A 25,940-nucleotide genomic window follows, 5' to 3' on the forward strand; every position below is an offset into this window, starting at 1 on the left:
TCAGAGGCCAGCGAGGTACTCCATAAGGGCCTCAGCGGCAGCCTTGGTCTCGTCCCTGGTGGCGCCAGCGACGATGACGACGTCGTAGCCGCCAAGGGCATCCTGGATGTACTCGATGTCGCCTGGGCTGTTGTACCAGTCAACCTGGCTGATGCCCTGATCGACGAGGTACTGGGTAACGCTGTTGGCAACCGGACCACCAACGAGGATGAGGTTGCTTCCTGGGTCGTCAAGGTTGACCTCATAGTCCATGACGGTTATCGGGCTGGTGACCGGCTTGACCATTACCTGGTCGGCGTAGATGCCGGCAACGTAGTAGTCGGTGTCAAGGACGTTGTCGCCAACGCTGAGCTCAACCTCGCTGACAGTACCCTCCTTCTCGGTGAGGGCTATGTATGCGTAGGCAACGACGCGGTCAACGTCGTCGATGGTACCGTTTCCGTCGATGTCGTAGCCGACAGCAGCCTCATTGAGGGTCTTGAGCTCAAACCAGTACTTGAGGTCGTAGGTGCCGAAGATGTCAACTGGGTTGCCCTCGAGTGTGTCGAGGTTTGTGAGGGTTATGTTGGTTATGTAGGTACCGTCGGTCTTGATGGTCATCTCCCAGGTCTTGCCGTCGTAGGTGATGGTGCGACCGCTGGTGTAAGTGTCGACGTCAACCTGAGCCTCAATGGAGGCTATGAGGTGGCCGTCGATACCGACGAAGGTGTCCCTGAGAGTGAGGATGACTGCGCCGTCTCCGAAGACGTCAACTGGGGTGTCCTTCTCAAGGATCATCTGGTCGCTCTCCTGGCCGGTGACGGCGTTCTTAACGACGACAAGGGCCCTCTGGTCGATGATGCTTATGTCAAGGACGGTGACGATCCAGTCAGTGCCCTCGATGGCCTGCGGCTGGCCAACCTGGTACCAGGCCTGACCCTTATCGAGACCTGCGGTGAAGGTGTCGTTTCCGACGCTGAGGACGTAGTATGTCTCGCCGAAGACGGTGAAGGTTCCACCGGCAGCGACACCTGGGCTGTAAACACCAACCTGGGTTCCACCATCGGCGGCCATGTTCTCAGCGTCACCGATGTACCAGTCAGTAACAGTTGCAGTCTCAGCCGGGACGCCCCACTCTGGGTAAGCTGGCCTGACCTCAGTGGTGTATGAGACAGTGTAGTTGTAGAGGACGTAATCAACGAAGACGGTGACGTTGCCCGGAGTAACTATAAGGTCAGCGTCCTTGGGCGGCCTGCTCTGGTCCCAGGTACTCGGGTCCTTGGAGCTGAGCTGGACGTTCTTGAGAGTGATGTGCCAGTCGATGAGCTGCTCGTCGCCGGTCTTGTCCTTGTCGGCGATGGTGGTAGTGACCATGAAGTTGCCCACCCAGTCAGTGTAAGTACCGTTGTAACCAACGCCATTGTACCAGTAGTCGCCCGGAAGCTCCTCGTACTTGGTTGCCCAGTTCTCGCTACCGTTGATGGTGAGGTTGTGGTCAACAGTCATGGTGTCAAAGTTGTAAGCGTAGATGGTCCACTCATCGAGGGTGGCGGGTGGGTACTCGGCCTTGATCTTCACGTAAGCGTTCTGGGCCTCGACTTGCTCGGTGGTGTAGAGCAGGCTTCCAAGGGCAACGGCTATGTCAGCGGCGCTGGCAACGTCCATGGCAGCAGCATTACTTCCAACAACGATTTTAACGTTCGGGGTTCCATCGGCGTTAACAAAGAAGTCCTTCGGAATCTCCGGAACGGTCGGCTGGGCACTGGCAAAGCCGACGGTGGCTCCAACCATTGCGGCACCAATTGCAAGGGCCGCGATCTTCTTCACTTTCATTTCCCAACACCTCCTTGAGTTTGGGCTTACGCCCTAGGATGGTCTAACATGTGTTGTCAATCACTCTCTACCGGATAAGGGTATATATACTTTTCGCTTTCAGACCCTTTCTCTGCTTAAAAAGAGCACGCTAATTGCCGTAAAAATGAAAGGGAGCTTAATTAAATGCCTATAGGGTATTCGCCTTTTGCCGATAATATCATGGGTTGAGCTTGAACTCGGTGTTCTTTTTCTCCATGATCCGTCTTTTTATGGGCCTTGTAACGAGTTCGTTGACGAAGCTACCCAGGTCTGTTAGTGTGTTCTGGAGCTCATTGGCTGTGACGTCGATGATCTCGGGCTCCAGGATAGAAATTGCTACTGGAGCGTACTTTGCAGTCAGCTGGACGAGAGTTTCGAAGGGGGAGAGAAGCTCTGCCGCCAGAAGTCCCTTAAACTTGCCCTCTTCCTCCTGCCCCTGAACGGCGAGCTTGTTTATCCTGCACCCTTCAATCGTCAGGGCCTTTGCCATCGTGGTTTTTATACCTTCCTCGTTCTCCCCGAAGACTTCTATGACGAAGCGGCAGAGGATGTTCCTGTCTTCGACTATAAAGTCCTCGATTTCCTCCCTTGAATAGCCGATTCTTGGTTCTGGGAGGTCGTCGAGCTTTGGATAAACTGCCAGCCCTCCGAACTCTTTCATGAGCTTGCCCATAAAGAGTGAGACTTCTCCGAGAATTTTCATGAGTCTCTTGGACTCTATCTCCATCTTTCCGGGCCTGAGAACCTCGACGATGGCTGGAGAATATTTCAAGGCCAATCGGATTACGTTTTCCAGATCTCCGGAAATTCCGGCTTCTATAACTCCGGAATACTTAAGGAGCTCCTCATCTTCGTTTTCCAGCACGTCTTCGACGTTTACGTATTTGATTTTGACACCCTTCTCGTTTTTGAGGCTCCTGGCGGTCTCCTCCAGAGCCCTTTCTAAAACTTTCTTGTCGTTGCCAAGGGCTTCTATGTAGAAAATAACCTCAATCTCCGCCAATTTCACCACCACATCCAATCATATCGCTTTTTCATGTAAGTACCAACTATCGGAATCGGTTCACCGCAGTACTCACACTTCCCGTCCTTCACGTGGTACTCGGTGATTTTGAATCCCCAGCGGACTATTAAAGGTTTGCCACACCTCGGGCAGTAGGTGTTCTCCCCTTCGTGTCCGGGCACGTTGCCAGTATAGACGAACTTCAATCCCTCTTCCTTTGCCACGCGATATGCCATCTCGATGGTCTCGAGCGGTGTTGGCGGAAGGTGAGTCAGCTTGTAGTGCGGGAAGAAGCGCGAGAAGTGAACGGGCGTATCGTCACCGAGGCTCTCGACGACCCACCGGGCGAAGGCCCTTATCTCCTTTTCCCGGTCATTCAGCGTCGGGATTATGAGGTAGGTAATCTCGACGTGAATTCCGAATTCTTTCTTGGCTATCTCAGCGATTCTCTTGCTGGGCTCACCGCTCGGTACGCTGGCTATCTTCATGTAGAACTCATCACTGAAGGCCTTTATGTCAATATTCATAGCGTCAATATACGGCGCCAGTTCCCTGAACGGCTCCTCGCTGATGTAGCCATTGGTGACGAGGATGTTGTTCAGGCCTTCTCTCCGCGCTATCTTTGCAGTGTCTAGCACAAACTCGTACCAGATTACGGGATCATTGTAGGTGTACGCTATGCTCTCACAGCCGTAGCGCTTGGCTAATTCAACTACCTCGGGAGGAAAAACGTTCCGTATATATGGGAAGCTCTCATCTGCCTGGCTTATCTCCCAGTTCTGGCAGTGCTTGCAGTGCATGTTGCAGCCGACGGTTCCGATCGAGAATGCGCAGGAACCAGGCCAGAAATGGAATAGGGGCTTCTTCTCAACAGGGTCGGATGCCATTGATGAAATCTTTCCATAGTTAAGTGTATAGAGCTTTCCACCCATGTTCTTCCTTATCCTGCAGGAGCCCCCCTGGCCATCGTTGATGATGCAGTTAAGCGGGCATAAACGGCATCTCACCCTGCCCCCCTCTAGGGGCTCCCAGTACATCGCTTCTCTCATCTATCATCACCTAAGGAGAAGTAGGCTTACTTCCGTTTAAGCTTTTGGTATCTATCGTAGTACTCACGCATCGCCAAAAATTCGGCGCCCTGGCTCTTGTAGTAATCGATCAGCTTTCCGAGTAGCTCTATAGCTTTATCGCCCGTGTTGAATTTACAATCAAACCTTATCTTTTCCTTCTGCATCGGCACGAATTCCCAGGGATGGGCAAAGTAAATCTTTGGTTCGCTTAGTTTTGCATGTATGAGCTTCTGGACGCCCCAGGGGAGCCTTATAACGGAAGAAGTCGTCGATGCCGGGACTTCAAGTACGCTTCCAAAGAACCTGACCCCGTCTCGGTAGCCCTTGTACCTTGCCTTGGAGGAGTCAACTAAGATGCCGTTCTTTTCCAGTATATCATAATAGTAATTTGGGAACTGCAGATTGGGTGCCCTGAAGGAGACTACTTCGCCAAACTTCCTGAGAACCTTGAGAGATTTCTCTATGGCCTTTCTTCCTTCGTCTCTGGATAGCTTATCCAGCCTCTCGTGGTTGTAGTTGTGGCTGCCTAGCTCGTGACCCTCATCAATCACTCGCCTGACCAACTCTGGAAAGCGCTTCGCCATCTCGGCCGTGAAAAAGAATGTGGCTCTGATTTTTTTCTCAGCCATAAGGTCCAGAAGCTTTGGCAGGCCTTCCTTCATTCCCCTCGTTGTCGTTAGGTACGGCGGGCAGTCATGCTCAACGTCGAAGGTTATCGAAACCAGCATCAGCTGCTCCTCCTGATGAGTTTGTACAGCAGGTATCTTTTGTCAGTTCCATCGGCACTCTCCATCGTGACTCTGTAAACCCTCAGGAGCTTTTTAAGTATGATATCCCAGGAGAACTCCTTTTCCGCACGTTTCCTGGCCTCCCTTCCCATCTTTTCTATGAGGTCCTCGTTCATGAGAACCTGCGCAAGCTTCTGTCCAAGCTCTTCCTCACTGTTTCCAAGGAATCCTGTGACGCCGTCCACTATAAGGTCCGACAACCCGCTCTCGTTCCTACCAACTATTGTTCTCCCTGTCGCCGACGCCTCGAGACCCACCATCGGGAACGCTTCAAGCATTCCGGGCATCAGCACTATATCTGCCGCCCAGTAGAACTCCATTACCTTCTCTCTCGGCATGAAGTCGAAGAGCGTTGTGCGTTCGGCCAGTCCAGTTACTTGGAGATTTTCCTCGAGTTTAGGTCTCATAACACCGTTTCCGATCGCTATCAGCCGTATCCTCCTCTTGTCGATCCCCGAAAGCTTGATGGCCGAGGAGATGACGAAGGGCAGCCTGTGGGCCTGTTTTCTCTCCGTCATCCTGCCTATGTAAAAGAGGACTATCTCATCGGAAAGTCCAAGGGCTTTTCTGGCTCTCTCCCTCTCCTCTGGCTCCGGAGGCCTCCATTTTTCGACATCGATGCCGTTTGGAACGACGACCACTGGCCTACCGTTCAGCTTATTTCCGAGCAGATGCTTCGTGTCCTCGGCCACAGGGGTGCTTACGGCGATGAAGGAATCGATCCTCCTCAGGTGATACCTTAGCATAGGACCCAGAATCGGATCGATCCTGGGATTCCCGTAGAAGGAGTGGTTCGTGGCAACGACTGGAACTCCTCGGATACCCTTAGATAGGTTGGCGACGGCTATTGAAAATGGGGAATAGATGCTGTGGACGTGAGTTATATCGAAGTCAACCTCCTTATAGAACTTGTTTATCTTCCACAGCTGGCCGGGACCCACGCTGATGTGATGACTCTTCACGTAAATGGACGCTGGGAACCTCCTAACGGGATATGGAAAGCCATCCCCGTAAGGTTTCAGATGGCGATAGTCATGAGTAATGACATAGGGCTCGTGACCGGCCTTGAGGAGGTTACGGGCGAGCTCATCCATATGGGTCTCGATTCCACCGATTTTAGGAAAAAACCAGTCGGAGGCTATTGCGATTTTAAGGCTTTCCATACCTCTCGCCCTCCGGACGTTAGCAGTACGATGAATCCCACGAGGCTGCTGAGCACGTAGGAAACGAAACGCTCCAGTAGAGTTATGGAAACTGCGAAGCCTACCGGAATGCCGAAGTGGGTTAGCGTTCCAACAAGACCCCCTTCGATGATGCCAATGCCCCCGGGAGTAAAGGCCACAAGGCCCAGGAGCAGGTTGGCTATGGAGATAACCGCGATCAGGCTCAAGCTCAGGTCAAATCCAAAGGCTAGTGTTATGAGCTTGAGCCTTGCGACGTCGAGTATCCAGACGGCGGAGCTGAGAAGGATTCCTGCCAGGGTTATGTTGTGGCGGTCTCTAAGGGAGAGGATTTTCTTCATCTCCTCCTCGCTCACGGAAGTCTTGAAAATCTTGAGGGAGAGGCTCACGAAGGAGTCCCATTTAATCCATATTGCCGCAACGCCGGCGATTCCTATCAGGAACAGAACATCCGGCATGGCTGAGAAGTAGAGCATTCCAATCAGAAACAGGACAAAAACTGGCACTGTCTCGAGGATGCGCTCGTATATTATACTCACCGTGGATATTCCCACGGGAACCTTGCTCCTCCTGCTTATCCAGGTAATCCTCAGCAGTTCACCGCCGCTGCGACTCATGGGTGTTATGTTGTTCATAAATATGGACGCCAGAATGGCTTTTACCAGCTCGAAGAGCGGGACCTCTTTCCCCATGCCCCTGAGGACGAGCTTCCAGCGGATGGCGTAGAGCACGACGCTTATGTAGTATGTGAAGAGTGCCAGGGCTAAGTAATGCAGGGGAATTTCTCCAATGAGGGTTAGGTACTGCTCAGTTGATGCGGCGATGTTCTCGAACATGCTCTCGCCAACCTTTACTCACGATGACAGTTTATAAATCTTATCCGAGTTCTGGGGGTAAGGGAGAAGAACAAAGCGAGGATGCCCACTTCAACGGCTATCAAGGTGTTCCCAGCCTAGGGAGGGCATTTCCATCCGTTTTTCCTCAGTGGTAATGAACACTCCGGCTCCTTTATGGACGCTACCTATGACTGTGAAGTCGAAATCCAGTTCCTCGGTGTATTCCGGGGGAACAGTGAAAACCAGCTCAAACTCCTCACCGCTAGCAAGGGCTATTTCGAGGGGATCCCTCCTGAGCAGTTCGGCCACTTCAAAAACCTCCTCCATTATGGGGAGTTTTGAAGCATCTACCTCTATCCTAACACCGCTCATCTCTGCCATGAGGTGGAGCTCCTTGGCAAGGCCGTCACTGATGTCTATGGCCGCGTTTGCGTAATTTCCTAGCCTAATTCCCTCCTTCACCCTAGCTTTAGGCTCAAGGAGCTTCTCGTAGAGGATCTCTTTCGTCGAGAGCGAAACGTCGAGATCGTTCTTCCATACGAGGAGTCCTGCCAGCGACCTGCCGATATCCCCGGTGATGCAGACCAAGTCTCCCGGCTTTGCTCCGCTCCTTGTTAGCAGGCGCCTGGTTCTTCCGAGTGCCATTCCGTCTATTATCAGATCATCTGCCTCGTTGGTATCGGCGCTTAGGACGGGAATCTCGTAGAACTCAAGGGCCTTTCCTATTCCCTTCGCCACTCCCTCAAGATATAACCCATCAAAGCCTCGGGGAACACCTAAAGAGAAAAGAAAGCCTATTGGTCTCGCCCCCATAGCCGCGACATCGCTCACGTTCATCGTCACGGCCTTAAAGCCAACCTGTTCAGGCGTCATTATATCTGGAACGTCCGTCTTCCTCACGAGCATGTCGTTTGTCGCCACCAGCCATTCATCACCGATCCTTAGTGCTCCTGCATCATCGCCGAGTGGCAGATCGCCTTGCTTTTTGAGATGTTTCATGAAGAGTTCGATGATTTCGCGCTCCATGGACATCACACCAAGGTTCAGATGGGGTAGTTATTAGGATTGCCTTCGGCATCCGTCGAAGGTTTGCTAGACAAAGCGAGAAATTTATAAATGAAACCGTGATAATTTGATTAATTCACCCAACTTCGGAGGGGGAATAAGATGTTAAAATATCTGCTGCTTGCGGTGTTTTTTCCAGTGCTGGCGATAGCGCTGACGAAGAAGCTGGGAGAAGACTATGCGTGGATAAACAGGAAGATAATCCACCTCAGCAGTGTTCCTGCAATCCTCATGTTCAGAGAAGGCCTTGTTTCTGGCGTTGAACTTGCTAGTGCCGTCATGGTCTTTGCTATCGTCCAGCTTATAACTCATATAATGAAAAAGGAGCTCAGCTGGTACCAGATAAGGGACAACTACGGCGAGGTCTTTTACTGCATCATGTTCAGCGCCATGGCGGTCTTTATGGATGTCAACTATGCCTCCGCAATAATGCTCGTGATGGCCATCAGCGATGGTATCACTGGTGTGCTCAGGTTCTACTATTTCAAAAAGAACGGCTTCAACGTCAAGCTCAGAAAGCACTGGATCGGCAGTGTGGGGTACATCCTCAGCGCCCTCATCATAGCCTTTGTAATGTTGCCTGATCTGAACGTTGCCATGAAGTTTGCTTGGTCTGGCATACTGATGCTCGCTGAGTATCAGAAAGTCATCGATGATAACGTTGCCGTTCCAGTAGTTGCGGTTCTGATAAAGCCCCTCTTCATGCTTTGATTTCCTATTACTTTTTCAAAAATTTCATCAGCGAAGTCTGCTTCGGCTTGTATTCTTCCTTCGGCACTTTCACCTCAACACTCTCCAGCTCGTCTATTCTAGCCTTTCTTATTTCCTCGGGCAGTCTTATCTCTCCGTACTTTCCGCCTCCACCGGGGATCACTATCAGCTTGCCCTTCCTGTAGGCCCAGACCGCTTTTGCCACATCCTCGTGAACCTCCGCGAGACTCTCGATAGGCACGTCAACGAGGACTTTAATCTCGCTTCCGAACTCCTTCAAAAAGCGCTCCCAGATGGCCTTCACGGCCTTCGTCTCGACACCTTTGCCGATTACCATCGCTATTATCTCAGCCAGCGGGGCAAGCCTCAGGTAGGGCGGCCTGTCTTTGGGCCTTTCTTCTGTATCCGCCAGCTCGAGAATTCTGTCGTGGACACCCTTCTTTATCCTCCCGCCGCACTTGGGACACTTCCATTTGAAGGCTTTGGCTTCCTCTGGTGAATACTTGGCGTAGCAGCGAGAACAGGCGGTTAAATGGTACTTCCCGAGCCTCGGATCAAGCCCGGCGTTGAGGACTATTCTCCTTCCTCCGCGCTTCAAGATGGCTTTTCTGACCTCCTCAAAGGTGGCCTCTTTGATATTGAAGCGGTTGAACTCTCTTCCGAGTCGGTGTGGCATCGGTGAGTGGGCGTCTGAATTGCTGAGGTAGGTGAGTCCGTGATGGGCTTTTATTCTATCTGCCATCTCAGAATCAGCGGAAAGGCCGAGCTCGAGGAAGTGGATTTTGGCCCCCTGATAGGCCTCCTTCAGGCTGTTGTACTCCTTGTAGAGTGCTGTCCATGGGGTAAAAGCATGGGCCGGGCCGATTAGAACGCCGAGCTCGTTCGCAATGTCAGCTATTTCAGCGGCCGAAAGGTTGAGGTGCGGCCTTCCCTCGGTGTCGATATCGTTTGAATATGGTCTCAGCGCCTCCCGCATCTCGCGAATGGCATCGATGCTCGGAAAGATGAGAACGTGGTGGACTCTCTTATTGTCCTCGACCTCCGTCGTTAGCAGAAAGCGGATTCCCTTTCTCTCGTAGGTTCCCTCATCAATCTTTTCGGTGTACTTCAGAAGCTCCTCCTCCCACTTAGGGTTCAAGATGTCTCCCGTGCCCACCAGACCGAGTCCCTTGAAGCGTGCATTTTCCGCCAGCATCGGAATGGTCATTAGCTTCGAGACCGCCTTCGAGTACCTCGAGTGAATATGAAGGTCCGCATCAACCAGCATGAAACCACCTCAGTCTATGTACATACCCTCCAGTCCGCGGTAGTAGGCGCGGTATATGTCCCTTTTGGTGACGACTCCGACGAGCTTCCTGCTCTGTGGGCTTTCCAAAACAGGAAGGAGGTTCTGGTCGTAGGTCATCAGCTTCTCAAAGGCATCCTCCGCTGTTTCCGTTGGATATGTAACACCGTAGGCCCTGTTCGTGAAGCGCTTCACGCGCATTCTCTTGAGGGAAATCGGCTTCTTCAGAATGTCCTTTATCCCAATGACACCAACGACCTCGAGGTTGTCATTAACGACGGGGAAGCAGTCGTGGCCGGTTTCACCTATCAGGTGCTCGACGTCGAGGAGTGTCTGGTTCTCGTGGACGTAAACGGGCTCGCGCGTCATTATCTCGCTGACCGAAATGGTTTCGAGGATTACCGGCCTTCCTGTTCTGACGCGGTAACCTTTCCTGCGGAGCTTAAGGGTGTATATAGACTCTTCCCTGAGGAAGAACCTCGCGGTCAGGAAGCCTATCGTCGCGGAGGTCATTACAGGGGGCAGGACGGCGTAGCTCCTCGTTAGCTCGGTCACCATGAGTATCTGCGTCAGTGGCGCCTGCGTCATCCCACTGAAGAAGGCAGCCATTCCAGCGAGGGCGTAAACAGTGGGATTTGGCTCCAGCGCTGGCAGGATTAGCTTTACCAGCTGGCCGAAGGCGGCGCCGAACATCGTCCCAATGTAGAGACTCGGCGCGAAAACACCACCGCTCTGGCCAGAGCCTATGGTCAGTGCGGTTGCAAGCATCTTTGTGAGCCCGAGAACTATGAGGAGCCATATCGCCAGCTCGCCGTAGAAGGCCATCCTCATGCCCTCGTAGCCTATGCCGAATATCCCGTAAGCTGGAAAGAGCATTCCAAGGAAGCCAACGCCGATGCCGCCGATGAGGGGTTTTGAGAGTTCGGGGAGCTTCGACTCGCTGAACCTGTCAACGACGGAGTAGAGGAAGCGGGCGTAGAATGCCGCAAGGAGGCCGAGGAGGAGACCTAGGAAGAAGAAGAGCGGCAGTTCTGGGAGCGTGTGACCTATTTTGTCTGGAATGTCTATTTCAACCGCCCTGTTGAGCACTGCCAGAGTGACCGCGTTGCCTGTTACGGCCGCTATAAAGATTGGCACGAGGTTTATCGAGAACGCCCCCATGTAAACAACCTCAAGGGCGAACATAGCTCCCGCAAGAGGCGTGTTGAAGGTCCCTGCTATCCCTGCGGCTAAGCCGCAGGTGACGAGGAGCTTCTTCATTTCCTTTGAGAGATTGAATCTGCGAGCGAGGAGGGAGGTAAGCGAGGCCCCGATGAATCCTATTGGGCCTTCCCTTCCTACGCTTCCGCCTGAGCCAATTGTTATCGCCGTTGCGACGGTCTTGATGACCGCAAAAGCTCCGGGGATGTTGCCGCCCTTGAAGATCACCGCCTCTATAACTTCGGGAATGCCGTTGCCTTTTATGTCGGGGTATTTAACGATGAAGAAGCTAACTACGAGGGCTCCCAGGGTTGGTAGGAGGATGTAGCCCAGGTTGAAGTCTCCCACTTGGTAGGACACCTTCGGCAGCAACCAGACAAAGAAAAACTCGTGGACGAGCCCGATTAGAATCCTGAATGCAATCGCCCCAATACCCCCAGCTAAGCCAGCAAGTATCGAGAACGCTATTACACCTCCCCACTTCTTGATGTAGCGCCCGTTTTCTGAGGCCATCAATGGTAGTAAGTATCACCAATAAAAAGCTTAAGCTTTTATACCTCCTCGAGAACTTCCTTCGGTGGAAACTATGAAGGTTGAAGGATTCGTCGCTTCCCTCAGAAACGCCGAGACAATCGGCGAGCTGTTCAAGATACTCCAGGAGAAGGGCGCCCCCATAGTTGAGCTCGACGGTCAGAGGTTTCTGATAGTCGTTGAGGGGGACTTCGAGGGGAGGAAGTTCTGGACCGAGATAAACGGCGAAAAAGCTAATCAGGCTCTCGGAGATGCCATGCTCAACTCCTCGAGCTTCCCCTTCAAGTGCAAGCGCCCGTACACGGGCGGAAACGTCATCTTCGTGAACTTTGACGACATCGAGGTTGATGACTTCCTCGTTGCCTATCGTGAGGAGGGATACGGCGTCTTCTACCGCGTGAAAGGCGGAAAGGCCGAGGAGATAACCGCTGAGGAATATGAAAAGCTCAAGACCGAGATGCCCGAGTTCAAGATAAAGTCCATGAGCGAAGAGCAGATGGACATGATGGGAGCCTTCTTCGGCTGAAAAAATTGAAGGCTCAAGAAGAGCCTTTAATCTCCTTTATCTTTCTGTGCGTCGTCTGTATCCTCTCGACCTTTTGGGCTGCCTTGACGTTTCTGGCCTCTTCTATCTCCCTCTTGAAGGCCCACTTTAGGAGGGGCGGCGTTATGAGTACTGAGACGGTTATGAATATCAGCGTGGCCGCTATGAACTCTGGTGCATGCTGCTGGCTTATTGCCCCTCCATGTATCGCCACCATCAGGTCAACAAGCGCCACTTCGGTTCTGGGGACGGAGCCAATTCCCATCTGGAGGGACATCCAGAAGTTCTCCCTGGTAAAGAGGAACTCCCTTCCGCGGCCCCAGGCGGTAATCCATGCTCCGATGCCCCTACCGAAGATCTTTCCGAAGACTGCAACGGTAGTGAGAACAGCGGCGAGAACGAGGGCCTGGGCGTTCTCGAAGACTGTAAGATTTAGCATTGCTCCCGTGTGGACGAAGAAGAACGGTATGAGCAGGCCGTAGCCTATGGCCCTAACGTCTTCCATCAGGCGCTTTCCTTCTGGGAGCTTTGAGAGGACGAGTCCCATCATAAAAGCTCCTTCGATTGCAGCTGCGAACCAGCCTTCTGCCAAAGCCGCGAAGAGGAACATCACGCCAAGAACCATCCCAAGAATGCCCTTCTCGACATGCAGCTTTTCCGCGAACTTGATGTAGTAGTCAACGAGGAACCACCAGATAACGCCCGTTATTATGAAGAAGGCCACAATCTTAGCGCTTAACTCAATAAGACTGCCCGTTCCGACTGCGAAGATTACCAGCGCTATGCCAAGGAAGTCGTCCATCACGCTCGCGCTCAGTGATGCCGCTCCAACTTCGCTCTTCAGCACGCCCAAGTCCATCATGACACGGACGGTGAGACCTATGCTCGTGGCCGTGAGCAGAACGCCGCCTGCGAAGGCCTCCCTGCTGTCGTAGCCCATCTCCATGAGGGCAAACCAGCCAAGAACGAGCGGGACGAAGACGCCAAGAAGAGTCGAAACTGTGGCGGTGAGGCCCGTCTTCTTCAACTGCTCGAGGTCTGCATCGAGGGCACCGAGAAAGAGCAGAAATATTATACCCAGCTTGGCGAGGAAGTTGGAGACGACTGTCAGGTCTGTGGTGAATTCCTCGCCGCTGACTATTGGGAGGTACTGGGGAGCAACTATGCCGAAGTAGACGAGGTTTCCGAGAATCATTCCCATGAGCAGCTCTCCGAGGACTCCTGGTAGTTCATAGCGCTCGATTATGCTGTCTCCTATCTTCGCCAGGATGAGCGAGAGACCTATCGCGAACAGCAGCCATGTCACTGTTTCCATTGGGCACCACCTACCCTGAGCAGTCTAAGTAGCTCGTCAATCAGTATGCGAAGACTCACTTCTCCGACCAGCTTTCCGTCCTTTACCACAGCCAGCACCTGAATCCTGTACTTGCGCATCTTCATGAGGGCTTCAAGTACCGTCGCGTCTTCTTCTATGGTGAGCACGTGCCTCTCGGCTATATCCTCTGCCTTCGTCGCCCCGCCCAGCATAGAGCGCATCGTCCTGCTGGTCATTCCGAGCTTGAACTTGTGGGCCTCTGGCGGCAGGAGGACATCTATCACATCGATGTAGCGGATGATACCCACGAGCTTCATGCTCTCCTTGTTCTCGACGACCCAGACGTGGTGCCTTGTCCTCAGTATCTTGAGTACGCTCATCAGGTCAGCATCAGCGGTAACGACTGGCATGGTTTCGAACTTGGGCATTATATCGGTCAGCTTGAGTGAGTGAAACCTCTCGAGGGCTGACTCGACGTTCATGACCACCACCAATTCTGAAAGATGAAAAAAGTTCTATTTAAGGCTTTGTGGGTCTAGAGGGGCATTGGGGAAACGTTTAGAACATTGTACCAAAAGACAACTAAAGCTCCACCGCTTCCTCAACCAGCAGGAACTGGCAGAAAAGCCTTTCGGCACCATAATAACTGTGCTCGCCTCTGTCATTGTGGAAACGCTCTGGGTTCCCTTCCTCAGGGAGCGGCTTCTCGAGGTAAGGAGCATTGAGAAAGAGATGAGGGAGGCCGGCTACAGGCCTTCCTCCTAACCCTATAGCCCCTTCCCCATAGCCCCAATGAAGTAGAAGAGCAGCTTTGCCGCTGTGAGTGCAGTTACATCCCCCAGTTCGGTTCCGGCGACTTCCATGATATCGAAGCCAGCAATTTTCTTGTTTTCTGCCAGCCACTTGATAGCCTCGATGACGTCCCAGAAGGCCAAGCCGCCAGCTTCGGGTGTTCCAGTTGATGGAACGAGCGGGATGTCGAAAACGTCGATATCGATGGATAGGTAAACCGGCTCCGGCAGGGGCTTCACGAGTTCGACGAATGCATCGAAATCGTAGTCCCTGGCGTGAACCCAGGCGATGCCGTTCTCTTCGGCGTACTCGACTTCCTCCTTTGTCCCGCTCCTTATGCCAAACATTGCCTCCTTGACGCCGAGTTCGCTTATTCTTCTGGCAACGCAGGCGTGGTTGTAGGGGTTGTCCTCGTACTGGTCGCGAAGATCGAGGTGGGCATCGAAGACAACGTAGCTTGCCGGCTTCAGTGCTTTCACTGGACCGAGGGTTATTGAATGCTCACCGCCGAGGGTTATCGGTATCGCTTCCGGATTCACTCTTTTCAGCTCCTCGATGGTCTCCCTAACACGCTCGGCAGTTTCTTTTGCATCGCCTGCTATGACCGCGACATCTCCTATATCGGCTATTGGAAGCTCGGCTATGTCTACGTCATAGTCAAGGATGTAGCTCTCGAGGTTGAGCGTAGCGTGCCTTATGAGTGTGGGCCCGAATCTTGTTCCCGGCTTGAAGCTCGTGGTTCCGTCAAAGGGGACACCGAGGAGGACGAATTTTGCTTCTTCGGGCTCAACGAGGGGGAATTCGAGCTTGAGTGTTTCGTAAGTGTAGAGGAAGTCCATATCCTCACCTCCGGAGAGAATTAAATAAGCTGTTTAAAAGGTTGCGCAGAAATGGAAGGAAAGACGAGAAGAGAATCACTCGCCCTTTATCTTCATGATCTTGATCCTGCCAAGGGTCTCCCAGTACTCGACGTTGATGCCCTCCTTGAGCTGGTCCTTGACCTCGTCGGCGACGCCGGTCTCGATCGGAACGTCGTAGAGCTCGTAGGTCTCCATGTCCATAATCTGGACGGTGTCTGGAGTCATGGCGATGATCTGGGCGGTCCTCTTGTCAATGATCGGAACGTCAACTTCAGCGCTGGTGGGCTTAACGATGCTCCTGACCTTGCCGTCAAAGATGCCAACGGCCTCGATCCTAGCCTTGGCTGAACCGTGCTTGCCCGGTGAGGAAACGGTTATGTTGGCTATCCTGCAGGGCTCTCCATCGATGAGGATGTACCTTCCCGGCTTGAGCTTGCTAACCTGAACCTTGGTCTTGTCTCCCATTTTTCAGACCTCCATAAGCGTTCTAAGGGGGATTGGGAAGGGTCTTTAAAAAATTTTTGAATAAGGGAAAAGACCTCAGCGCCTGCTCTTCAGCAGCATGCTGTTCATAAACACCGGAACGAAGAGGACGAGGCCAAGCAGTGCACCTATCTTCACGGTGGTGGCTGGTGCTCTGATGGCGTAGTAAAGGGTCATCAGGCCGGCGAGGAAGAGCACTCCTATAACTGCAGCTACTATTCCGTTGTTGCGGGTCAGCTCCGATGAGAGGAGCGGGTAAGCTTCTACTGCAGCTATGAGCGCCCCGACGCTGAAGGGCACAACGAGGAACATCGTCCTGATGTCCCCCACCATCATGACGCCGGCTAGTATCATGCCGAGGACGGCTACAAACGTGAGGCTTTTGTTCCTGTCCAACTGCATGACCTCGGAGAGTATCTGACTGCCCATCTCAATGAGGACTATTATCGTAGTCAGGCCAGCGAAGTACAGCGAGAGCATGAGGAGATAGATTAACCTGTCGGCGTGGGCTATGTTGCCCCTGAGAACCTCCGGAATGGAGTAGAAGACCTCAATGGAATCCATTGGGCTCTTCTCGCTGTTGATGGTGTACTCTTTAAGATCCTGGAACTTGAGATAAAGGTTCATAGACTCTTCCGCGGGGATGTTTGGGTTCTGGAAGGCCTTTCCAAATCCCTGATAGGCCGCACCGAGGGAGTAGGCAACGGTAAATGCGGCCGCGAAGCTGAGGATTATCTGAAGTATGAACACTATGCCAAGAACCTTCTTGAGGTCGAGCTCTTCGGGAGTGAAACTTCCTATCACGTAGTAGACTCCAGCACCAAGGCCAAAGGAAACAAGCACGGAAACGAGCATGTAGAGGACTCCTCTGAATGTCAGGGACTGGTCAAATGAAGTTATCGATGACACTGCCATCTTCATGTACTGGACGGCCTGTGGGGCTGTGACGGTGCTGAGAGCCTGGTTCCTAACAAGGATCGCCGAGACTATGGCGAATAGCATGAAGAGGATAGACACGACAGAGATGAACTCTAGGGTTTTGCCCTTCGCCATCAGGAGAAGAATTACGGAGAGTATGATTGTGCCAACTGCAATAACTGGGACGTATTTTGCTCCGATTCCAAAGATGTACACGAGGCTGTAGGCGGAGTAGTAGGTAGTTATGCCGAGCATTATCAGAAGAAACATCACCAGGGTGAAGATCAGCGCTGGGGTTCTCGCTATCTTAAAAAACAGCTCGTAGATGAGGTACCTCGTCCGCTTGGTGCTCTCAGCTTCGCTGTAAATCAAGAACAGCGCTATCAGCATCGGAATCAGCGAGATCAGAAAGCCCTTCAGTCCGAAGGTTATATAGTATTTAGGCAAAACAAGGAAGTTCCATATCCCAAGAACATAGCCCGTTATTAAGAACGCCATAAGGACGCTTATTTTCCTCATCGAATTACACCCCCGCGGAGATAGTTTCTAGTTGGAGTTGTTTCAAGAGGCCTAAAAGAATTAAACATCGGCAAAATATAAAAACATTATGTCGCTCTTCTACCCTTTTCAGAGAACCCAATGCTCAAAGTTGATGATTATCTCGTTCACAACTGTCCATGCCATCAATGGAGCTTTGTAAAGGCTTATCTTCTTTCCGGGAATTTCACTCCTGAAGTCTCCGTGGGGAAATCCTCCGACAACCACCAGCGGACTCTGGAGTCCTGCAAGGACCTTTCCAAACTCCTGAGGCTTCATGGACTCCCCGTTCTCGTGCATGACGAAGACTCCGTCCGGTTTTATTTCGTCGATGAGCTCAGCCAGGCTCTTCTCCTCCATGCGAAGCAGCTCAAGTCCCTCAGGCACAACGCGGTTCTTGAAGAGACTTTCCATCAGACCAACGAAGCGGTTGTAGTTCCTCGGAATCCTAGTCTCTGGCTTGATGTAAATCACTTCGTCGTTCCTCGTGTGGACGTAGACGCGGAGCTTACCCTCCTTGTTCGCTATGCTCTCGAGCGCGTTGAGGAGGCAGACGTGTACTATGTCCGGCCTCCCGCGCCTCTCGCCGTCTTCGAGCTTCTTGAGCGCCGAGTGATGGTAAGTGCTGTCCAGGAGTACTTCCTCTGGCTTCTTGTTCCTCCTCTTGGCGTAGTTGACTATCGCCGGGTGATCAACTATTGACTTTGGAGCCAGCTCCAGCTCGGAGTCAGCTATCACCAGGTGGAGCATTCTCCCACCTCTCCAGCGTTATTCCCCTCTCAGCGAGCTCCTCAGTGATCCGCGTGAAGGTGTCTATGCGCATTCCGAGTATCTCTGGGGGTATGACACCAAAGATGCAGCCCTTCTCGGCGACGAGGCGCGCTACTATCGCCGCGGTAAAGCCTGTGACCCGGGCCATGGACGTGAATCCCTCTTTCTCTTCGTCGTAGAGGAGGTAGCCGATTTCCTTCTTTTTGCCGTCGAGGATTCCCCTTCCAACGACCTGCATTATCGAGAAGTCCGGGCTCTCATAGGTCATCAGGGGAGTTATAACTTCCAGTGTCTTGTCTATGTGCTCCGGCTTGAAGAATCCCAGCTCCCTTAAAACTTTCATCTTCTCAAGATGTCCCGGCCAGCGGAGTGTCCACTCTTCGAGCTTTTCAGCTTTAACGCTCTCTAATAAAGAGCGCAGACCGTCGCTCACGAAAGCCTCAAACTCGAAGTCACCAACGGTTACTCTCTCGATCTTCTCGAACGGGTCAACTGCCGTAACATTTCCGTTTCTTATCACTCTTGCCGGCCTCGTGTATTCTTCAATTAGATCTTTCGGTGACCATGTAATTCTGTAATACAGCGGTGGGCGGGGCTCCTTGGGAAGACCGCCGACGTAGATGTAGCCCTCCTTAAGCTCGTCTATCTCCTGCCATATCCTTCCCATCAGTATGTGGCTCAAGCCCGGAGCAAAGCCCACGTCAAAGATGACCGTAACCTGTGCTTTCTCTGCCTCCTCACGTAGTTCCAGCGGGTTCTCGGGCATGAAGGAGACGTCCACCATGTCAACGCCCGCCTTTATGGCGGCCTTGACCGAGGAGTAGCCAAACCTCCCGGGCAGAGCTCCAACGACGAGCTCAAAGCTCTTCATGGTTTCCACGAGGGAATCGAAGTTCGAGGCATCTATTTTTACAGTCTCGGCGAAGTCTTTAACGGAGTTCAGCCTTTCCTCACTTCTGTCCCCTACCCAGACCTCGAACTCGTCTCTTAAATCCCAGGCTATTGCCCTTCCAACGTTTCCAGCTCCAAGAACGAGAACCTTCATGGTAACACCCGAGAGAACCTTGGCGAAGTTATATATAAGCCCTGCTCCTAATTCCTAAGATGCCCATCAGACTCCCAACCTTCCGGAAAAAGGTACTGGAGCTGCTCGCGTCATCCGACGAAGTCAAAGTCATGCACGTAAGCGATACTCCGGAGAGTTCCTACCGCTTCATTGAAGAGCTCATCGAGAAGACGAAACCGAACTACCTGATACACACCGGAGATTTTGCGGACAACATAAAGCTCGAGAGAAGGCCCGAGTTGAAGCCCCTCTATCGGGAGGCGCTTAGAAAACTCGCAGGAATTTTAAAGGGCTCTGATGCAGTAATCTACGTTGTTCCTGGCAACGAAGACGATCCGGAGATAGTACGCGAGTTTTTCGGAGAGAGCATCGTCGAACCGGGGAGCATCGTGGAGATAGAGGGCTTCCGCTTCGCCTTGGGTCATACTTGGAAAGACGTCGTCAGCCTTGAAGCTGACTTTAGGCTCTACGGTCACAACTTCAAGCTGATTGGGAGGGGCTTGAACGGTGTTCTTGGGGTTAACTTTGTCTTACTCCCGAGTAGGAGGACTTACCGGGTGAAATATCCGTTGGGAACAGATTTTGATAGGGGTTACAAACTTTGGAGGGGTATGTGATGAGGTTCCTGCGTTTTGGGCCCTCGATAGTGTTTTTAAGAACTAAGGACGTCGGGGCTTTAAAGTCCCGTCTCGGCGAGATTTTTGGCGTTGAAGAGATATCCACCGATGATGCGATACGTGAGAGCAATGAGTTTGAGACCGTAGTCTTCGTCACAGACGAGTGGAAGAAGGAGACTATTCCGCCGGAGACGGCTTTTCTCATCGATAGACACTCTGCTGTTGTCTTGAGCGAGGTCATAAACCGAGCCCTCCCTGTGGAGAAAGTCCACATAGAGAGTACCATGATAATGATACGCATACCTGCCAACGTTAAAGAAGGCCTCAAACTGCTCGCGGAGAAATACGACGGGGAGATAATGGACATCAAAACGGCACTCGACAAGGGGGAAGCGGGGGACACAATAATAGCAGTAACGGAGAAGAAGCTCAACTCCCCAATAGGGCCGGAGGATATAAAGGGAGCCGTTCTCATAAAGAAGGACTTTCTCAGCGTTTATCGCGAACTCAGCATAGACGCTCCGGTACTGCTGATGAAGTTAATGCCGGAGTGGAAGGACATCACAATAAAAATCTACGACACAGACAAGCGCTACGATGAGAACATAGAGAGGCTCATGATGGTCATAGAAGACCTCGACCTGGGATTCATAGTTGCGGAGGGCTGGGACTGGGACTACCCGAGGCCGTTTATGCGCGTTCCAATCTATAAGCTCAAGCTGTTGACGTGGGAAGACCCCCTCAGGGTGAAGTTCCTACTGAAGGGGCTTGAGTACGTGGGCTACCAGAGGCTGTGCGACATAGATGTCTTTCTTGAGGGTAAGAAAATAAGCTGGGTAAGTGTTTCAAAGGGCTTGGAGAAGTTCGAACTCGCAAAAAAAGCGAGGGAAGAGCTCGAATCCCTGCTAAGCGATGAAGTTAGGGGGAGGCTTAAGGTCCTTGATGAGGTACTGACTCGGTAACATAGTCCATGGGCACAAGTATCTCGACTCCCTGTTCTTCGGGTTTTATGCTCTTCTTGATTTTTACCAATATGCCGTTGGAGCACTCTACCGAGATAACCCTCGTGGAGAGCTCCTCCACCTGAGCTCGTGCACGCTTGCTGATCAGGCTGGGGTTGATGAAATAAACAGCGATTCTCTGGGGGACGTTGAGGAAGGATCTGAGAAGATCCATGAGAAACATCTCATCTCTAATCCCGGCACTGCTCTTTACAATGAGCTCCTCCAACCCAAGGACAAGCAGCACAGTTTTAGAGTGGGAACTGAGGTACCTGCGGAACGTATCCCGGTACTTTCTAATGTAAACCCTCTCGTCGTGGGACACATCAATGTGCGCTATTATGTTTCCTGTTCTTAGCTTACCCCCACCTTTTATGACGTCAAGATTGTCTAGATCAACATCAATGCCGACGCTCTTAAGGTCTTGGACAACAATTGCCAGCCGGTCAAATCCGTCTAGGATCAGAACGTTCATACCTTCTTCCTGTGCGGACTTGAGGACACCATAGAAAATAAGATGAAGCGGTGAACATGACGACAGTTCGATGGTTACGGTTTCTCCCATTTCGAACGATCTCACGAAATCTTCCAGAGCTTTCATGGTACCACCTCCAAACCAACGAACTCCGGATGAACATGCTTAAGAATCTCGGCTTTCCTTCCGCCCTCCTTGAGCTCAAGGATAATTGGGAGGTAAAACTCCAGCTTCTCGAAAGTTTCGGGCCTTAGTACCCCTACATTGGCAAAGATAACACTGCAGAATCTCCTCTTGATACGGGTTTTCATAACGAGCTCAATAAAGAACCTGCTCAGGTCGTAGGGGTTGTTCTCCCAGATTGATAAGAGCTTTCCGGCCCCGAGGAAGAAAATCATGGTCTCCGGAGTCGCAATCTCTTCCATTTTCTTGGCGAACTCTCGAGCAAAGATGGATACATCGTTGAATGGATTGATGGTTGATACGACCCTTCCCTCCTGGGCGATGCCCCCGATTCTAACCGTGGGTATGTCCCTCAAGAAAGCGACGTCCCTGCCGCTCAATGTAAGGAGTGTAGTGAAAACGTGGAACGTGCTGAAAGAATCTGCAATAATCATGTTCTCTCCCTTTTCAAGCGCATACCTGACGGCACTGTAAAACAGGAGCTCCGGATGGTCGGTTGGGAGGTATCTAACTAAAATTGTATCTCCTAGAGTAAGGGGTTCCAGAAACCTATCGATTCTCAATTTCATCAATGACCCCTCCTAGTTTAACTACTTTATCTTTGTGACCATATCGGATAAAAACCTTCCCTAAAGCTTCCTGAGCTTTGCCACGAAGAAGCCGCTGGTTCCGTGTCTGTCTGGATAGAAACGCCTTGCCTTCTTTATTTCATCACTCAGTTCAACTCCAAAAGGAGCGGTTAGAGCCGGCTCCCCGTATCTGAGGGGCAGAAGCTCGACGTCAAAGCTGTCCAGAACCCACTGAATCACAAACTCGTTCTCTTCCGGCTCGAGGGAGCAGGTGGAGTAGACAAGTATTCCGCCCGGTTTGAGGTTTTCGAGGGCGACCTTAATCATCTGCATCTGTAGCCCCTGGCAGAACTTTATATCCTCCATGGTCCTGTTGGACTTACGCTCCGGGTTTTTGTGGATTGTGCCTGAGCCGGTACAGGGAGCGTCGAGGAGTATCTTGTCGAACTCCACTCCAAGCTCACCTATGTGAAGCGAGGACTTGTGGATGAGAACTGTGTTGGTGACGCCGAGGCGCGAGAGGTTAAGGCGCGTCTCCTTAAGTCTCTCCTCACCGACGTCGAAGGCGTAAATGATGCCCTCGTTTTTCATCAGCTGGGCCATGTAGCTCGTCTTACCTCCGGGAGCGGCCGCCATGTCGGCGACAACTTCACCCGGTTTAGGGTCAAGGGCAACGGGGGGATACATCGAACTGGCCTCCTGAATGTAGAGCAGTCCGCTCAGGTATTCGGGCGTTGAAGTTATCGAGAAGGGCTCCCGCGTAAGGCAGAAGCCTTCCCGAGCCCACGGAACGCGCCTGAACTGGAAGCCCTTCTTGTTGAGGAGTTTTGTGAGCTTGGGAACCTCTATCCTGAGGGTGTTTACGCGAAAACACCTCGGTAGGGGCCTTTCCATGGCCTCGGCTATCGCTAAGGCCCTCTCACCCCATAGCTGATAATACCTTTCGGCGAAGGTCTTGGAGTAGCCGAGGCTGAAGAGTTTCTGGAGCATGACTAAAGTTAGAATGAGGATTTTAAACCTTAACCCCTAGAAACAAAGGAAGAAATGGTCAAAAATAGGAGGTCAAACCTTAATTCCGCCCATAACCAGGGCCATCGCGGCCTTCTGGGCGTGTAAGCGGTTCTCGGCCTGGTCGAAGACGACGCTGTTGGGGCCGTCGATGACGTCGTCAGTAACTTCCTCTCCCCTGTGGGCCGGGAGGCAGTGCATGAATATGTAATCCGGCTTGGCGTGTTTGACGAGCTCCTTGTTGACCTGGAACGGCATGAAGACCTTCCTCCTCTCCTCGGCCTCGGCCTCCTGCCCCATGCTGGCCCAGACGTCGGTGTAGATAACATCGGCGTCCTTAACGGCCTTGACCGGGTCGTGGAGGAGCTCAAACGAGCCGCCGCTCTCGGCCGCGTTCTGTTCGGCCCACTTGATGACCCTCTCGTCTGGCTCGTAGCCCTCTGGAGTTGCAACGACGACGTGAGCACCAAGCTTGGTTCCGGCTATCATGAGGGAGTGGGCCATGTTGTTACCATCGCCGACGTAGACAATCTTGAGGCCCGCTATGCGGCCTTTCTTCTCGAGAATAGTCTGATAATCGGCCAGAGCCTGGCAGGGGTGGCTGAAGTCGGAGAGACCGTTGATGACCGGAACATCCGCGTACTTGGCGAGGTCAACGACGTCCTGGTGGTCGAAAACACGGGCCATTATTCCGTCCACATAGCGGCTGAGAACGCGCGCGGTGTCGGCTATGGTCTCGCCCCTCCTCAGCTGGAGGTCGTTGGCGTTGAGGTAGAGACCGTAGCCGCCGAGCTGGTAGATTCCAACCTCGAAGGAAATCCTCGTCCTGGTCGAGGGCTTCTGGAATATCATGGCGAGGGTCTTGCCCTCAAGAACGCGGTGCGGCTTGCCGATCTTGTTCCATATCTTCATCATTTCGGCGGTTTTGAGAATGGTCTCAATCTCCTCCCTCGTGAAGTCCTGGAGGCAGAGAATATCTCTTCCAGCTAAGCTAACCACCATGTGCATCACCGTTTAAAGCTGGCGCTCGGTTTTAATAACCCTTTCGTCGAATAAATCTGCTTCCAGCTGAAATCTTTTGAGCATTAACGCTCGGGAGCTTTCCAAACGTAATGGACATTAATGGATTACTTATGCCATCGGTGTCTTTCCGAGGGAAATGTGTCCAAAAATTTATGGTTCGAAGTAGAAAGCCTTTTATAAGATTGAAACCACAAATACCTTGAGGTGTAGCTCATGGGGGAGCTTAGCAATGCCAAAATCCTCGGTGGGGTTGGCGCCCTGCTGGGTATCGTGGGACTTGGCTTTATAGGCTTCATACTGAAGCTGCTGGCCGTGAAGAATATATCCGAGGCTACGGGGAACGAGGAGATATTCAGCAAGTACCTCTGGGCGGCGATCTTAAACATAATAGCTGGCTTAATACTGTTCGCGGCGTTCCTCCCAATGATGGGCGGCCACGAGAAGATTGGCATGGCATCGTTCGGTATAGGCGGCATAATAGCGGTTGTCCTGATGATCGTCGGAGTCTGGTTCATGAAGCAGAGCTACGACATGATAGCAGAGGAAACCGGTGTTGGCATGTTCCACACTGTGGCACTTCTCTACATAGCCGGCGCAATCCTGCTGCTGATAATGATAGGAGCCCTGCTGATAGTCATAGCGGCCATCCTTGAGGTTGTGGCCTTCTTCTCCCTCCCGGACGAGGTTCCGGGGAAGGAGACTACCATGGCCCTCTGATTTCCTTTTTCTTAATACTTTGATCCCAGTATCTTCTCGAGTAAACCTAATAAACCTGAAGCGGTTTTACCTTCGGTGGCGCTCATGGGGGATGGAATCAAGGTCAGGCTTGTCAATTATACGAAAAAACCCCTCGAAACTGTCACCTGGGCAGCACTGATAAGCTACTGGAACGAATGGGAAACGGAAGCTTTCGAGAGACTGGGCGAAAAAGACGTTGAGATGCATCTCCCCAGGATTCTCGGCTATGGTCACGAGTCGATTCTTGAACACGCGGTTCTGACGTTCGCGATAGAGGGCTGTTCTCGTGTGTGCAGCCATCAGCTTGTCCGCCACAGGATAGCTAGCTACACCCAGCAGTCTATGAGGTACATCAAGATAAATCCCAGGGATGTTGAAGAGACCTTTGTTATCCCGGAAAGCGTTAAGAGAAACCCAGAACTCTACGAGAAATGGAAGAAACTTATGAGGGAGACGATTCAACTATACGAGGAAACCTACAAAGCTGGGATCCACCAGGAGGACGCGCGCTTCATCCTTCCCCAGGCGGTGAGGACCAAAATCGTCGTAACCATGAACCTTCGCGAGCTAAAGCACTTCCTCGGCCTTAGAGCCTGTGAGCGGGCCCAGTGGGAGATAAGGGATGTCGCCTGGAAGATGCTGGAAGAGATCGCCAAGAACGAAGAGCTGAGGCCGATAATCAGGTGGGCCAAGCTCGGGCCGAGGTGCGTTCAGCTTGGCTACTGTCCCGAGGGCGAACTCATGCCGCCAGGCTGCTGGAAGAGGACGAGAGAGAAGTGGAAAGAAGTGGCTCTGGGGTGAAACCCCCGTTAAATTTCTTTTACAGGGTCAGCTCTTGGTGGGTGAAGCTTATGAGTGATGAGAGGAGGAGTATAACCGACGTTATACGGGAAGAGATAATGAGGAGGCCCTTTGTGAGGGAGTGCATGAGCTTGGGAATTGTTAACTATAGCGCCCTTGCGAGACTTCTTGCTGAGGAGCTTGATCTTGATTCTTCGATTCCTGCCATTAAAATGGCACTGATAAGACTCGGCGAAGAGCTCAAAAAAGAAAAATCCCTCTTGGAAGGCAGGGTTAGGGAGGTTATCGGGAACAGCATCATAGAGTTACAGTCAGATGTGAGCGTGATAACGGTTTCAAAGGAGAGCATTACAGGAGTTATAAAAGATATCTCCGAGATAATGAGTGAGTCACGATTCTTCCAACTGACCCAAGGGAGAGAAACATTTACAATCGTTATTGCAAGTGAAGATGAGGAAAAAGTGTGTCACTTGGTGGGAGAAACCGTCAGCATACTGAGGGATCAAACGGCACTCACCATAATAAGCCCAGGGAGAATAATTGAAACTCCTGGTGTAGTGACCTTCATGACATCAGCACTCTCATCAAACGGGATAAATATAACTCAAGTGATTTCCTGCTACAAAGACACGATCTTTGTAATTGACCGAAAAGACGCCCCAAGGGCATACCAAATTCTGGAAGAGCTGATAAGAAGGATGCGGTAAATCGTTCTAAATAAACTGTTTCAAATATA

28 protein-coding genes are annotated in these 25,940 nt (G+C 52.0%); 8 read left to right on the forward strand and 20 right to left on the reverse strand.

Going from position 1 to position 25,940, the window contains the following annotated elements:
* From E3E26_RS05475 to E3E26_RS05505, 7 genes are all read right to left on the reverse strand, one after another.
* Positions 1–1,812, reverse strand: coding sequence for an S-layer protein (locus tag E3E26_RS05475; RefSeq protein WP_167900332.1), 1,812 nt, complete (start codon positions 1,810–1,812; stop codon positions 1–3).
* A gap of 199 nt (positions 1,813–2,011) precedes the next feature.
* Positions 2,012–2,836, reverse strand: a complete 825-nt coding sequence (locus E3E26_RS05480; protein WP_167900714.1) for a hypothetical protein — start codon at positions 2,834–2,836, stop codon at positions 2,012–2,014.
* 2 nt (positions 2,837–2,838) lie between these two features.
* On the reverse strand, positions 2,839–3,885 hold the full coding sequence (gene amrS / locus E3E26_RS05485; protein WP_167900333.1) for an AmmeMemoRadiSam system radical SAM enzyme: 1,047 nt from the start codon (positions 3,883–3,885) through the stop codon (positions 2,839–2,841).
* A 26-nt stretch (positions 3,886–3,911) separates the two neighbouring features.
* Entirely contained in the window at positions 3,912–4,634 is a 723-nt protein-coding gene (locus tag E3E26_RS05490; RefSeq protein ID WP_167900334.1) for a polysaccharide deacetylase family protein, read from the reverse strand.
* Entirely contained in the window at positions 4,634–5,857 is a 1,224-nt protein-coding gene (locus E3E26_RS05495) for a glycosyltransferase family 4 protein (protein WP_167900335.1), read from the reverse strand. The genes E3E26_RS05490 and E3E26_RS05495 overlap by 1 nt, the downstream gene beginning before the upstream one ends.
* Positions 5,833–6,711, reverse strand: a complete 879-nt coding sequence (locus E3E26_RS05500) for a lysylphosphatidylglycerol synthase transmembrane domain-containing protein (protein ID WP_167900336.1) — start codon at positions 6,709–6,711, stop codon at positions 5,833–5,835. The genes E3E26_RS05495 and E3E26_RS05500 overlap by 25 nt, the downstream gene beginning before the upstream one ends.
* A gap of 90 nt (positions 6,712–6,801) precedes the next feature.
* Complete coding sequence (locus E3E26_RS05505; RefSeq protein ID WP_167900715.1) at positions 6,802–7,737, reverse strand: thiamine-phosphate kinase; 936 nt, start codon at positions 7,735–7,737, stop codon at positions 6,802–6,804.
* Between the two features lie 141 nt (positions 7,738–7,878).
* Here E3E26_RS05505 and E3E26_RS05510 point away from each other — a divergent pair, with 141 nt between their 5' ends.
* Positions 7,879–8,487: a hypothetical protein gene (locus tag E3E26_RS05510; RefSeq protein WP_167900337.1), complete on the forward strand. Its 609-nt coding sequence runs from the start codon at positions 7,879–7,881 to the stop codon at positions 8,485–8,487.
* A gap of 7 nt (positions 8,488–8,494) precedes the next feature.
* Here the strand turns inward: E3E26_RS05510 and E3E26_RS05515 are convergent, their stop codons facing one another.
* Both E3E26_RS05515 and E3E26_RS05520 read right to left on the reverse strand, forming a co-directional pair.
* On the reverse strand, positions 8,495–9,754 hold the full coding sequence (locus E3E26_RS05515) for a TIGR00375 family protein (protein ID WP_167900338.1): 1,260 nt from the start codon (positions 9,752–9,754) through the stop codon (positions 8,495–8,497).
* Positions 9,755–9,763: 9 nt separating this feature from the next.
* Entirely contained in the window at positions 9,764–11,485 is a 1,722-nt protein-coding gene (locus E3E26_RS05520; RefSeq protein ID WP_167900339.1) for a chloride channel protein, read from the reverse strand.
* Between the two features lie 73 nt (positions 11,486–11,558).
* On the opposite strand from E3E26_RS05520, the gene E3E26_RS05525 reads away from it, so the two are divergent.
* On the forward strand, positions 11,559–12,029 hold the full coding sequence (locus E3E26_RS05525; protein ID WP_167900716.1) for a hypothetical protein: 471 nt from the start codon (positions 11,559–11,561) through the stop codon (positions 12,027–12,029).
* Between the two features lie 13 nt (positions 12,030–12,042).
* Here the strand turns inward: E3E26_RS05525 and E3E26_RS05530 are convergent, their stop codons facing one another.
* Together E3E26_RS05530 and E3E26_RS05535 are read right to left on the reverse strand one after the other, a co-directional pair.
* Positions 12,043–13,362, reverse strand: coding sequence for a cation:proton antiporter (locus tag E3E26_RS05530; RefSeq protein WP_167900340.1), 1,320 nt, complete (start codon positions 13,360–13,362; stop codon positions 12,043–12,045).
* Complete coding sequence (locus E3E26_RS05535) at positions 13,350–13,844, reverse strand: HPP family protein (RefSeq protein WP_167900717.1); 495 nt, start codon at positions 13,842–13,844, stop codon at positions 13,350–13,352. The genes E3E26_RS05530 and E3E26_RS05535 overlap by 13 nt, the downstream gene beginning before the upstream one ends.
* Positions 13,845–13,908: 64 nt before the next feature.
* On the opposite strand from E3E26_RS05535, the gene E3E26_RS05540 reads away from it, so the two are divergent.
* On the forward strand, positions 13,909–14,127 hold the full coding sequence (locus E3E26_RS05540) for a hypothetical protein (RefSeq protein ID WP_167900172.1): 219 nt from the start codon (positions 13,909–13,911) through the stop codon (positions 14,125–14,127).
* A 2-nt stretch (positions 14,128–14,129) separates the two neighbouring features.
* Here the strand turns inward: E3E26_RS05540 and speB are convergent, their stop codons facing one another.
* The 5 genes from speB to E3E26_RS05565 all read right to left on the reverse strand — a co-directional run bounded on the left by speB (position 14,130) and on the right by E3E26_RS05565 (position 18,768).
* The gene (gene speB / locus E3E26_RS05545; protein WP_167900341.1) at positions 14,130–14,993 is read right to left on the reverse strand and encodes an agmatinase; all 864 of its coding nucleotides are present in this window, start codon (positions 14,991–14,993) and stop codon (positions 14,130–14,132) included.
* 75 nt (positions 14,994–15,068) lie between these two features.
* Positions 15,069–15,479, reverse strand: coding sequence for a translation initiation factor IF-5A (locus E3E26_RS05550; RefSeq protein WP_167900342.1), 411 nt, complete (start codon positions 15,477–15,479; stop codon positions 15,069–15,071).
* A gap of 75 nt (positions 15,480–15,554) precedes the next feature.
* The gene (locus E3E26_RS05555; protein WP_167900343.1) at positions 15,555–16,934 is read right to left on the reverse strand and encodes a sodium-dependent transporter; all 1,380 of its coding nucleotides are present in this window, start codon (positions 16,932–16,934) and stop codon (positions 15,555–15,557) included.
* 108 nt (positions 16,935–17,042) lie between these two features.
* Positions 17,043–17,702: a 16S rRNA methyltransferase gene (locus E3E26_RS05560; RefSeq protein ID WP_167900344.1), complete on the reverse strand. Its 660-nt coding sequence runs from the start codon at positions 17,700–17,702 to the stop codon at positions 17,043–17,045.
* The gene (locus E3E26_RS05565; RefSeq protein ID WP_167900345.1) at positions 17,680–18,768 is read right to left on the reverse strand and encodes a saccharopine dehydrogenase family protein; all 1,089 of its coding nucleotides are present in this window, start codon (positions 18,766–18,768) and stop codon (positions 17,680–17,682) included. The genes E3E26_RS05560 and E3E26_RS05565 overlap by 23 nt, the downstream gene beginning before the upstream one ends.
* Before the next feature lie 59 nt (positions 18,769–18,827).
* On the opposite strand from E3E26_RS05565, the gene E3E26_RS05570 reads away from it, so the two are divergent.
* Together E3E26_RS05570 and E3E26_RS05575 are read left to right on the forward strand one after the other, a co-directional pair.
* Positions 18,828–19,406: a metallophosphoesterase gene (locus E3E26_RS05570; protein ID WP_167900346.1), complete on the forward strand. Its 579-nt coding sequence runs from the start codon at positions 18,828–18,830 to the stop codon at positions 19,404–19,406.
* Positions 19,406–20,368: a hypothetical protein gene (locus E3E26_RS05575; protein WP_167900347.1), complete on the forward strand. Its 963-nt coding sequence runs from the start codon at positions 19,406–19,408 to the stop codon at positions 20,366–20,368. Before E3E26_RS05570 ends, E3E26_RS05575 begins: the two co-directional genes overlap by 1 nt.
* Here the strand turns inward: E3E26_RS05575 and E3E26_RS05580 are convergent.
* The 4 genes from E3E26_RS05580 to argF all read right to left on the reverse strand — a co-directional run bounded on the left by E3E26_RS05580 (position 20,337) and on the right by argF (position 23,644).
* Positions 20,337–21,008, reverse strand: coding sequence for a DUF257 family protein (locus E3E26_RS05580; protein WP_167900348.1), 672 nt, complete (start codon positions 21,006–21,008; stop codon positions 20,337–20,339). The genes E3E26_RS05575 and E3E26_RS05580 overlap by 32 nt on opposite strands.
* Positions 21,005–21,634, reverse strand: a complete 630-nt coding sequence (locus tag E3E26_RS05585) for a DUF257 family protein (protein ID WP_167900349.1) — start codon at positions 21,632–21,634, stop codon at positions 21,005–21,007. The genes E3E26_RS05580 and E3E26_RS05585 overlap by 4 nt, the downstream gene beginning before the upstream one ends.
* A 60-nt stretch (positions 21,635–21,694) precedes the next feature.
* A complete protein-coding gene (locus E3E26_RS05590; RefSeq protein ID WP_167900350.1) occupies positions 21,695–22,624 on the reverse strand; it encodes an RsmB/NOP family class I SAM-dependent RNA methyltransferase in 930 nt (309 codons plus the stop codon).
* A 72-nt stretch (positions 22,625–22,696) separates the two neighbouring features.
* The gene (argF, locus tag E3E26_RS05595) at positions 22,697–23,644 is read right to left on the reverse strand and encodes an ornithine carbamoyltransferase (protein WP_167900718.1); all 948 of its coding nucleotides are present in this window, start codon (positions 23,642–23,644) and stop codon (positions 22,697–22,699) included.
* A 234-nt stretch (positions 23,645–23,878) separates the two neighbouring features.
* On the opposite strand from argF, the gene E3E26_RS05600 reads away from it, so the two are divergent.
* The 3 genes from E3E26_RS05600 to E3E26_RS05610 all read left to right on the forward strand — a co-directional run bounded on the left by E3E26_RS05600 (position 23,879) and on the right by E3E26_RS05610 (position 25,911).
* Positions 23,879–24,382 carry a DUF996 domain-containing protein gene (locus tag E3E26_RS05600; RefSeq protein WP_167900351.1) on the forward strand — a complete coding sequence of 168 codons (504 nt, stop codon included), beginning with the start codon at positions 23,879–23,881 and terminating at the stop codon, positions 24,380–24,382.
* Positions 24,383–24,466: 84 nt separating this feature from the next.
* The gene (thyX, locus tag E3E26_RS05605; protein WP_167900719.1) at positions 24,467–25,204 is read left to right on the forward strand and encodes an FAD-dependent thymidylate synthase; all 738 of its coding nucleotides are present in this window, start codon (positions 24,467–24,469) and stop codon (positions 25,202–25,204) included.
* Between the two features lie 50 nt (positions 25,205–25,254).
* Positions 25,255–25,911: an ACT domain-containing protein gene (locus E3E26_RS05610; RefSeq protein ID WP_167900352.1), complete on the forward strand. Its 657-nt coding sequence runs from the start codon at positions 25,255–25,257 to the stop codon at positions 25,909–25,911.
* Positions 25,912–25,940: the final 29 nt, after the last annotated feature.

This window comes from Thermococcus sp. LS1 (assembly GCF_012027395.1).
Taxonomy (GTDB): domain Archaea; phylum Methanobacteriota_B; class Thermococci; order Thermococcales; family Thermococcaceae; genus Thermococcus.

Bases quoted from the DNA above. Each gene is read 5' to 3' on its own strand.
- E3E26_RS05475 (WP_167900332.1), bottom strand. From the start codon at position 1,812: ATGAAAGTGAAGAAGATCGCGGCCCTTGCAATTGGTGCCGCAATGGTT.
- amrS (WP_167900333.1), bottom strand. From the start codon at position 3,885: ATGAGAGAAGCGATGTACTGGGAGCCCCTAGAGGGGGGCAGGGTGAGA.
- E3E26_RS05490 (WP_167900334.1), bottom strand. From the start codon at position 4,634: ATGCTGGTTTCGATAACCTTCGACGTTGAGCATGACTGCCCGCCGTAC.
- E3E26_RS05495 (WP_167900335.1), bottom strand. From the start codon at position 5,857: ATGGAAAGCCTTAAAATCGCAATAGCCTCCGACTGGTTTTTTCCTAAA.
- E3E26_RS05500 (WP_167900336.1), bottom strand. From the start codon at position 6,711: ATGTTCGAGAACATCGCCGCATCAACTGAGCAGTACCTAACCCTCATT.
- E3E26_RS05505 (WP_167900715.1), bottom strand. From the start codon at position 7,737: ATGGAGCGCGAAATCATCGAACTCTTCATGAAACATCTCAAAAAGCAA.
- E3E26_RS05510 (WP_167900337.1), top strand. From the start codon at position 7,879: ATGTTAAAATATCTGCTGCTTGCGGTGTTTTTTCCAGTGCTGGCGATA.
- E3E26_RS05515 (WP_167900338.1), bottom strand. From the start codon at position 9,754: ATGCTGGTTGATGCGGACCTTCATATTCACTCGAGGTACTCGAAGGCG.
- E3E26_RS05520 (WP_167900339.1), bottom strand. From the start codon at position 11,485: ATGGCCTCAGAAAACGGGCGCTACATCAAGAAGTGGGGAGGTGTAATA.
- E3E26_RS05525 (WP_167900716.1), top strand. From the start codon at position 11,559: ATGAAGGTTGAAGGATTCGTCGCTTCCCTCAGAAACGCCGAGACAATC.
- E3E26_RS05530 (WP_167900340.1), bottom strand. From the start codon at position 13,362: ATGGAAACAGTGACATGGCTGCTGTTCGCGATAGGTCTCTCGCTCATC.
- E3E26_RS05535 (WP_167900717.1), bottom strand. From the start codon at position 13,844: ATGAACGTCGAGTCAGCCCTCGAGAGGTTTCACTCACTCAAGCTGACC.
- speB (WP_167900341.1), bottom strand. From the start codon at position 14,993: ATGGACTTCCTCTACACTTACGAAACACTCAAGCTCGAATTCCCCCTC.
- E3E26_RS05550 (WP_167900342.1), bottom strand. From the start codon at position 15,479: ATGGGAGACAAGACCAAGGTTCAGGTTAGCAAGCTCAAGCCGGGAAGG.
- E3E26_RS05555 (WP_167900343.1), bottom strand. From the start codon at position 16,934: ATGAGGAAAATAAGCGTCCTTATGGCGTTCTTAATAACGGGCTATGTT.
- E3E26_RS05560 (WP_167900344.1), bottom strand. From the start codon at position 17,702: ATGCTCCACCTGGTGATAGCTGACTCCGAGCTGGAGCTGGCTCCAAAG.
- E3E26_RS05565 (WP_167900345.1), bottom strand. From the start codon at position 18,768: ATGAAGGTTCTCGTTCTTGGAGCTGGAAACGTTGGAAGGGCAATAGCC.
- E3E26_RS05570 (WP_167900346.1), top strand. From the start codon at position 18,828: ATGCCCATCAGACTCCCAACCTTCCGGAAAAAGGTACTGGAGCTGCTC.
- E3E26_RS05575 (WP_167900347.1), top strand. From the start codon at position 19,406: ATGAGGTTCCTGCGTTTTGGGCCCTCGATAGTGTTTTTAAGAACTAAG.
- E3E26_RS05580 (WP_167900348.1), bottom strand. From the start codon at position 21,008: ATGAAAGCTCTGGAAGATTTCGTGAGATCGTTCGAAATGGGAGAAACC.
- E3E26_RS05585 (WP_167900349.1), bottom strand. From the start codon at position 21,634: ATGAAATTGAGAATCGATAGGTTTCTGGAACCCCTTACTCTAGGAGAT.
- E3E26_RS05590 (WP_167900350.1), bottom strand. From the start codon at position 22,624: ATGCTCCAGAAACTCTTCAGCCTCGGCTACTCCAAGACCTTCGCCGAA.
- argF (WP_167900718.1), bottom strand. From the start codon at position 23,644: ATGGTGGTTAGCTTAGCTGGAAGAGATATTCTCTGCCTCCAGGACTTC.
- E3E26_RS05600 (WP_167900351.1), top strand. From the start codon at position 23,879: ATGGGGGAGCTTAGCAATGCCAAAATCCTCGGTGGGGTTGGCGCCCTG.
- thyX (WP_167900719.1), top strand. From the start codon at position 24,467: ATGGGGGATGGAATCAAGGTCAGGCTTGTCAATTATACGAAAAAACCC.
- E3E26_RS05610 (WP_167900352.1), top strand. From the start codon at position 25,255: ATGAGTGATGAGAGGAGGAGTATAACCGACGTTATACGGGAAGAGATA.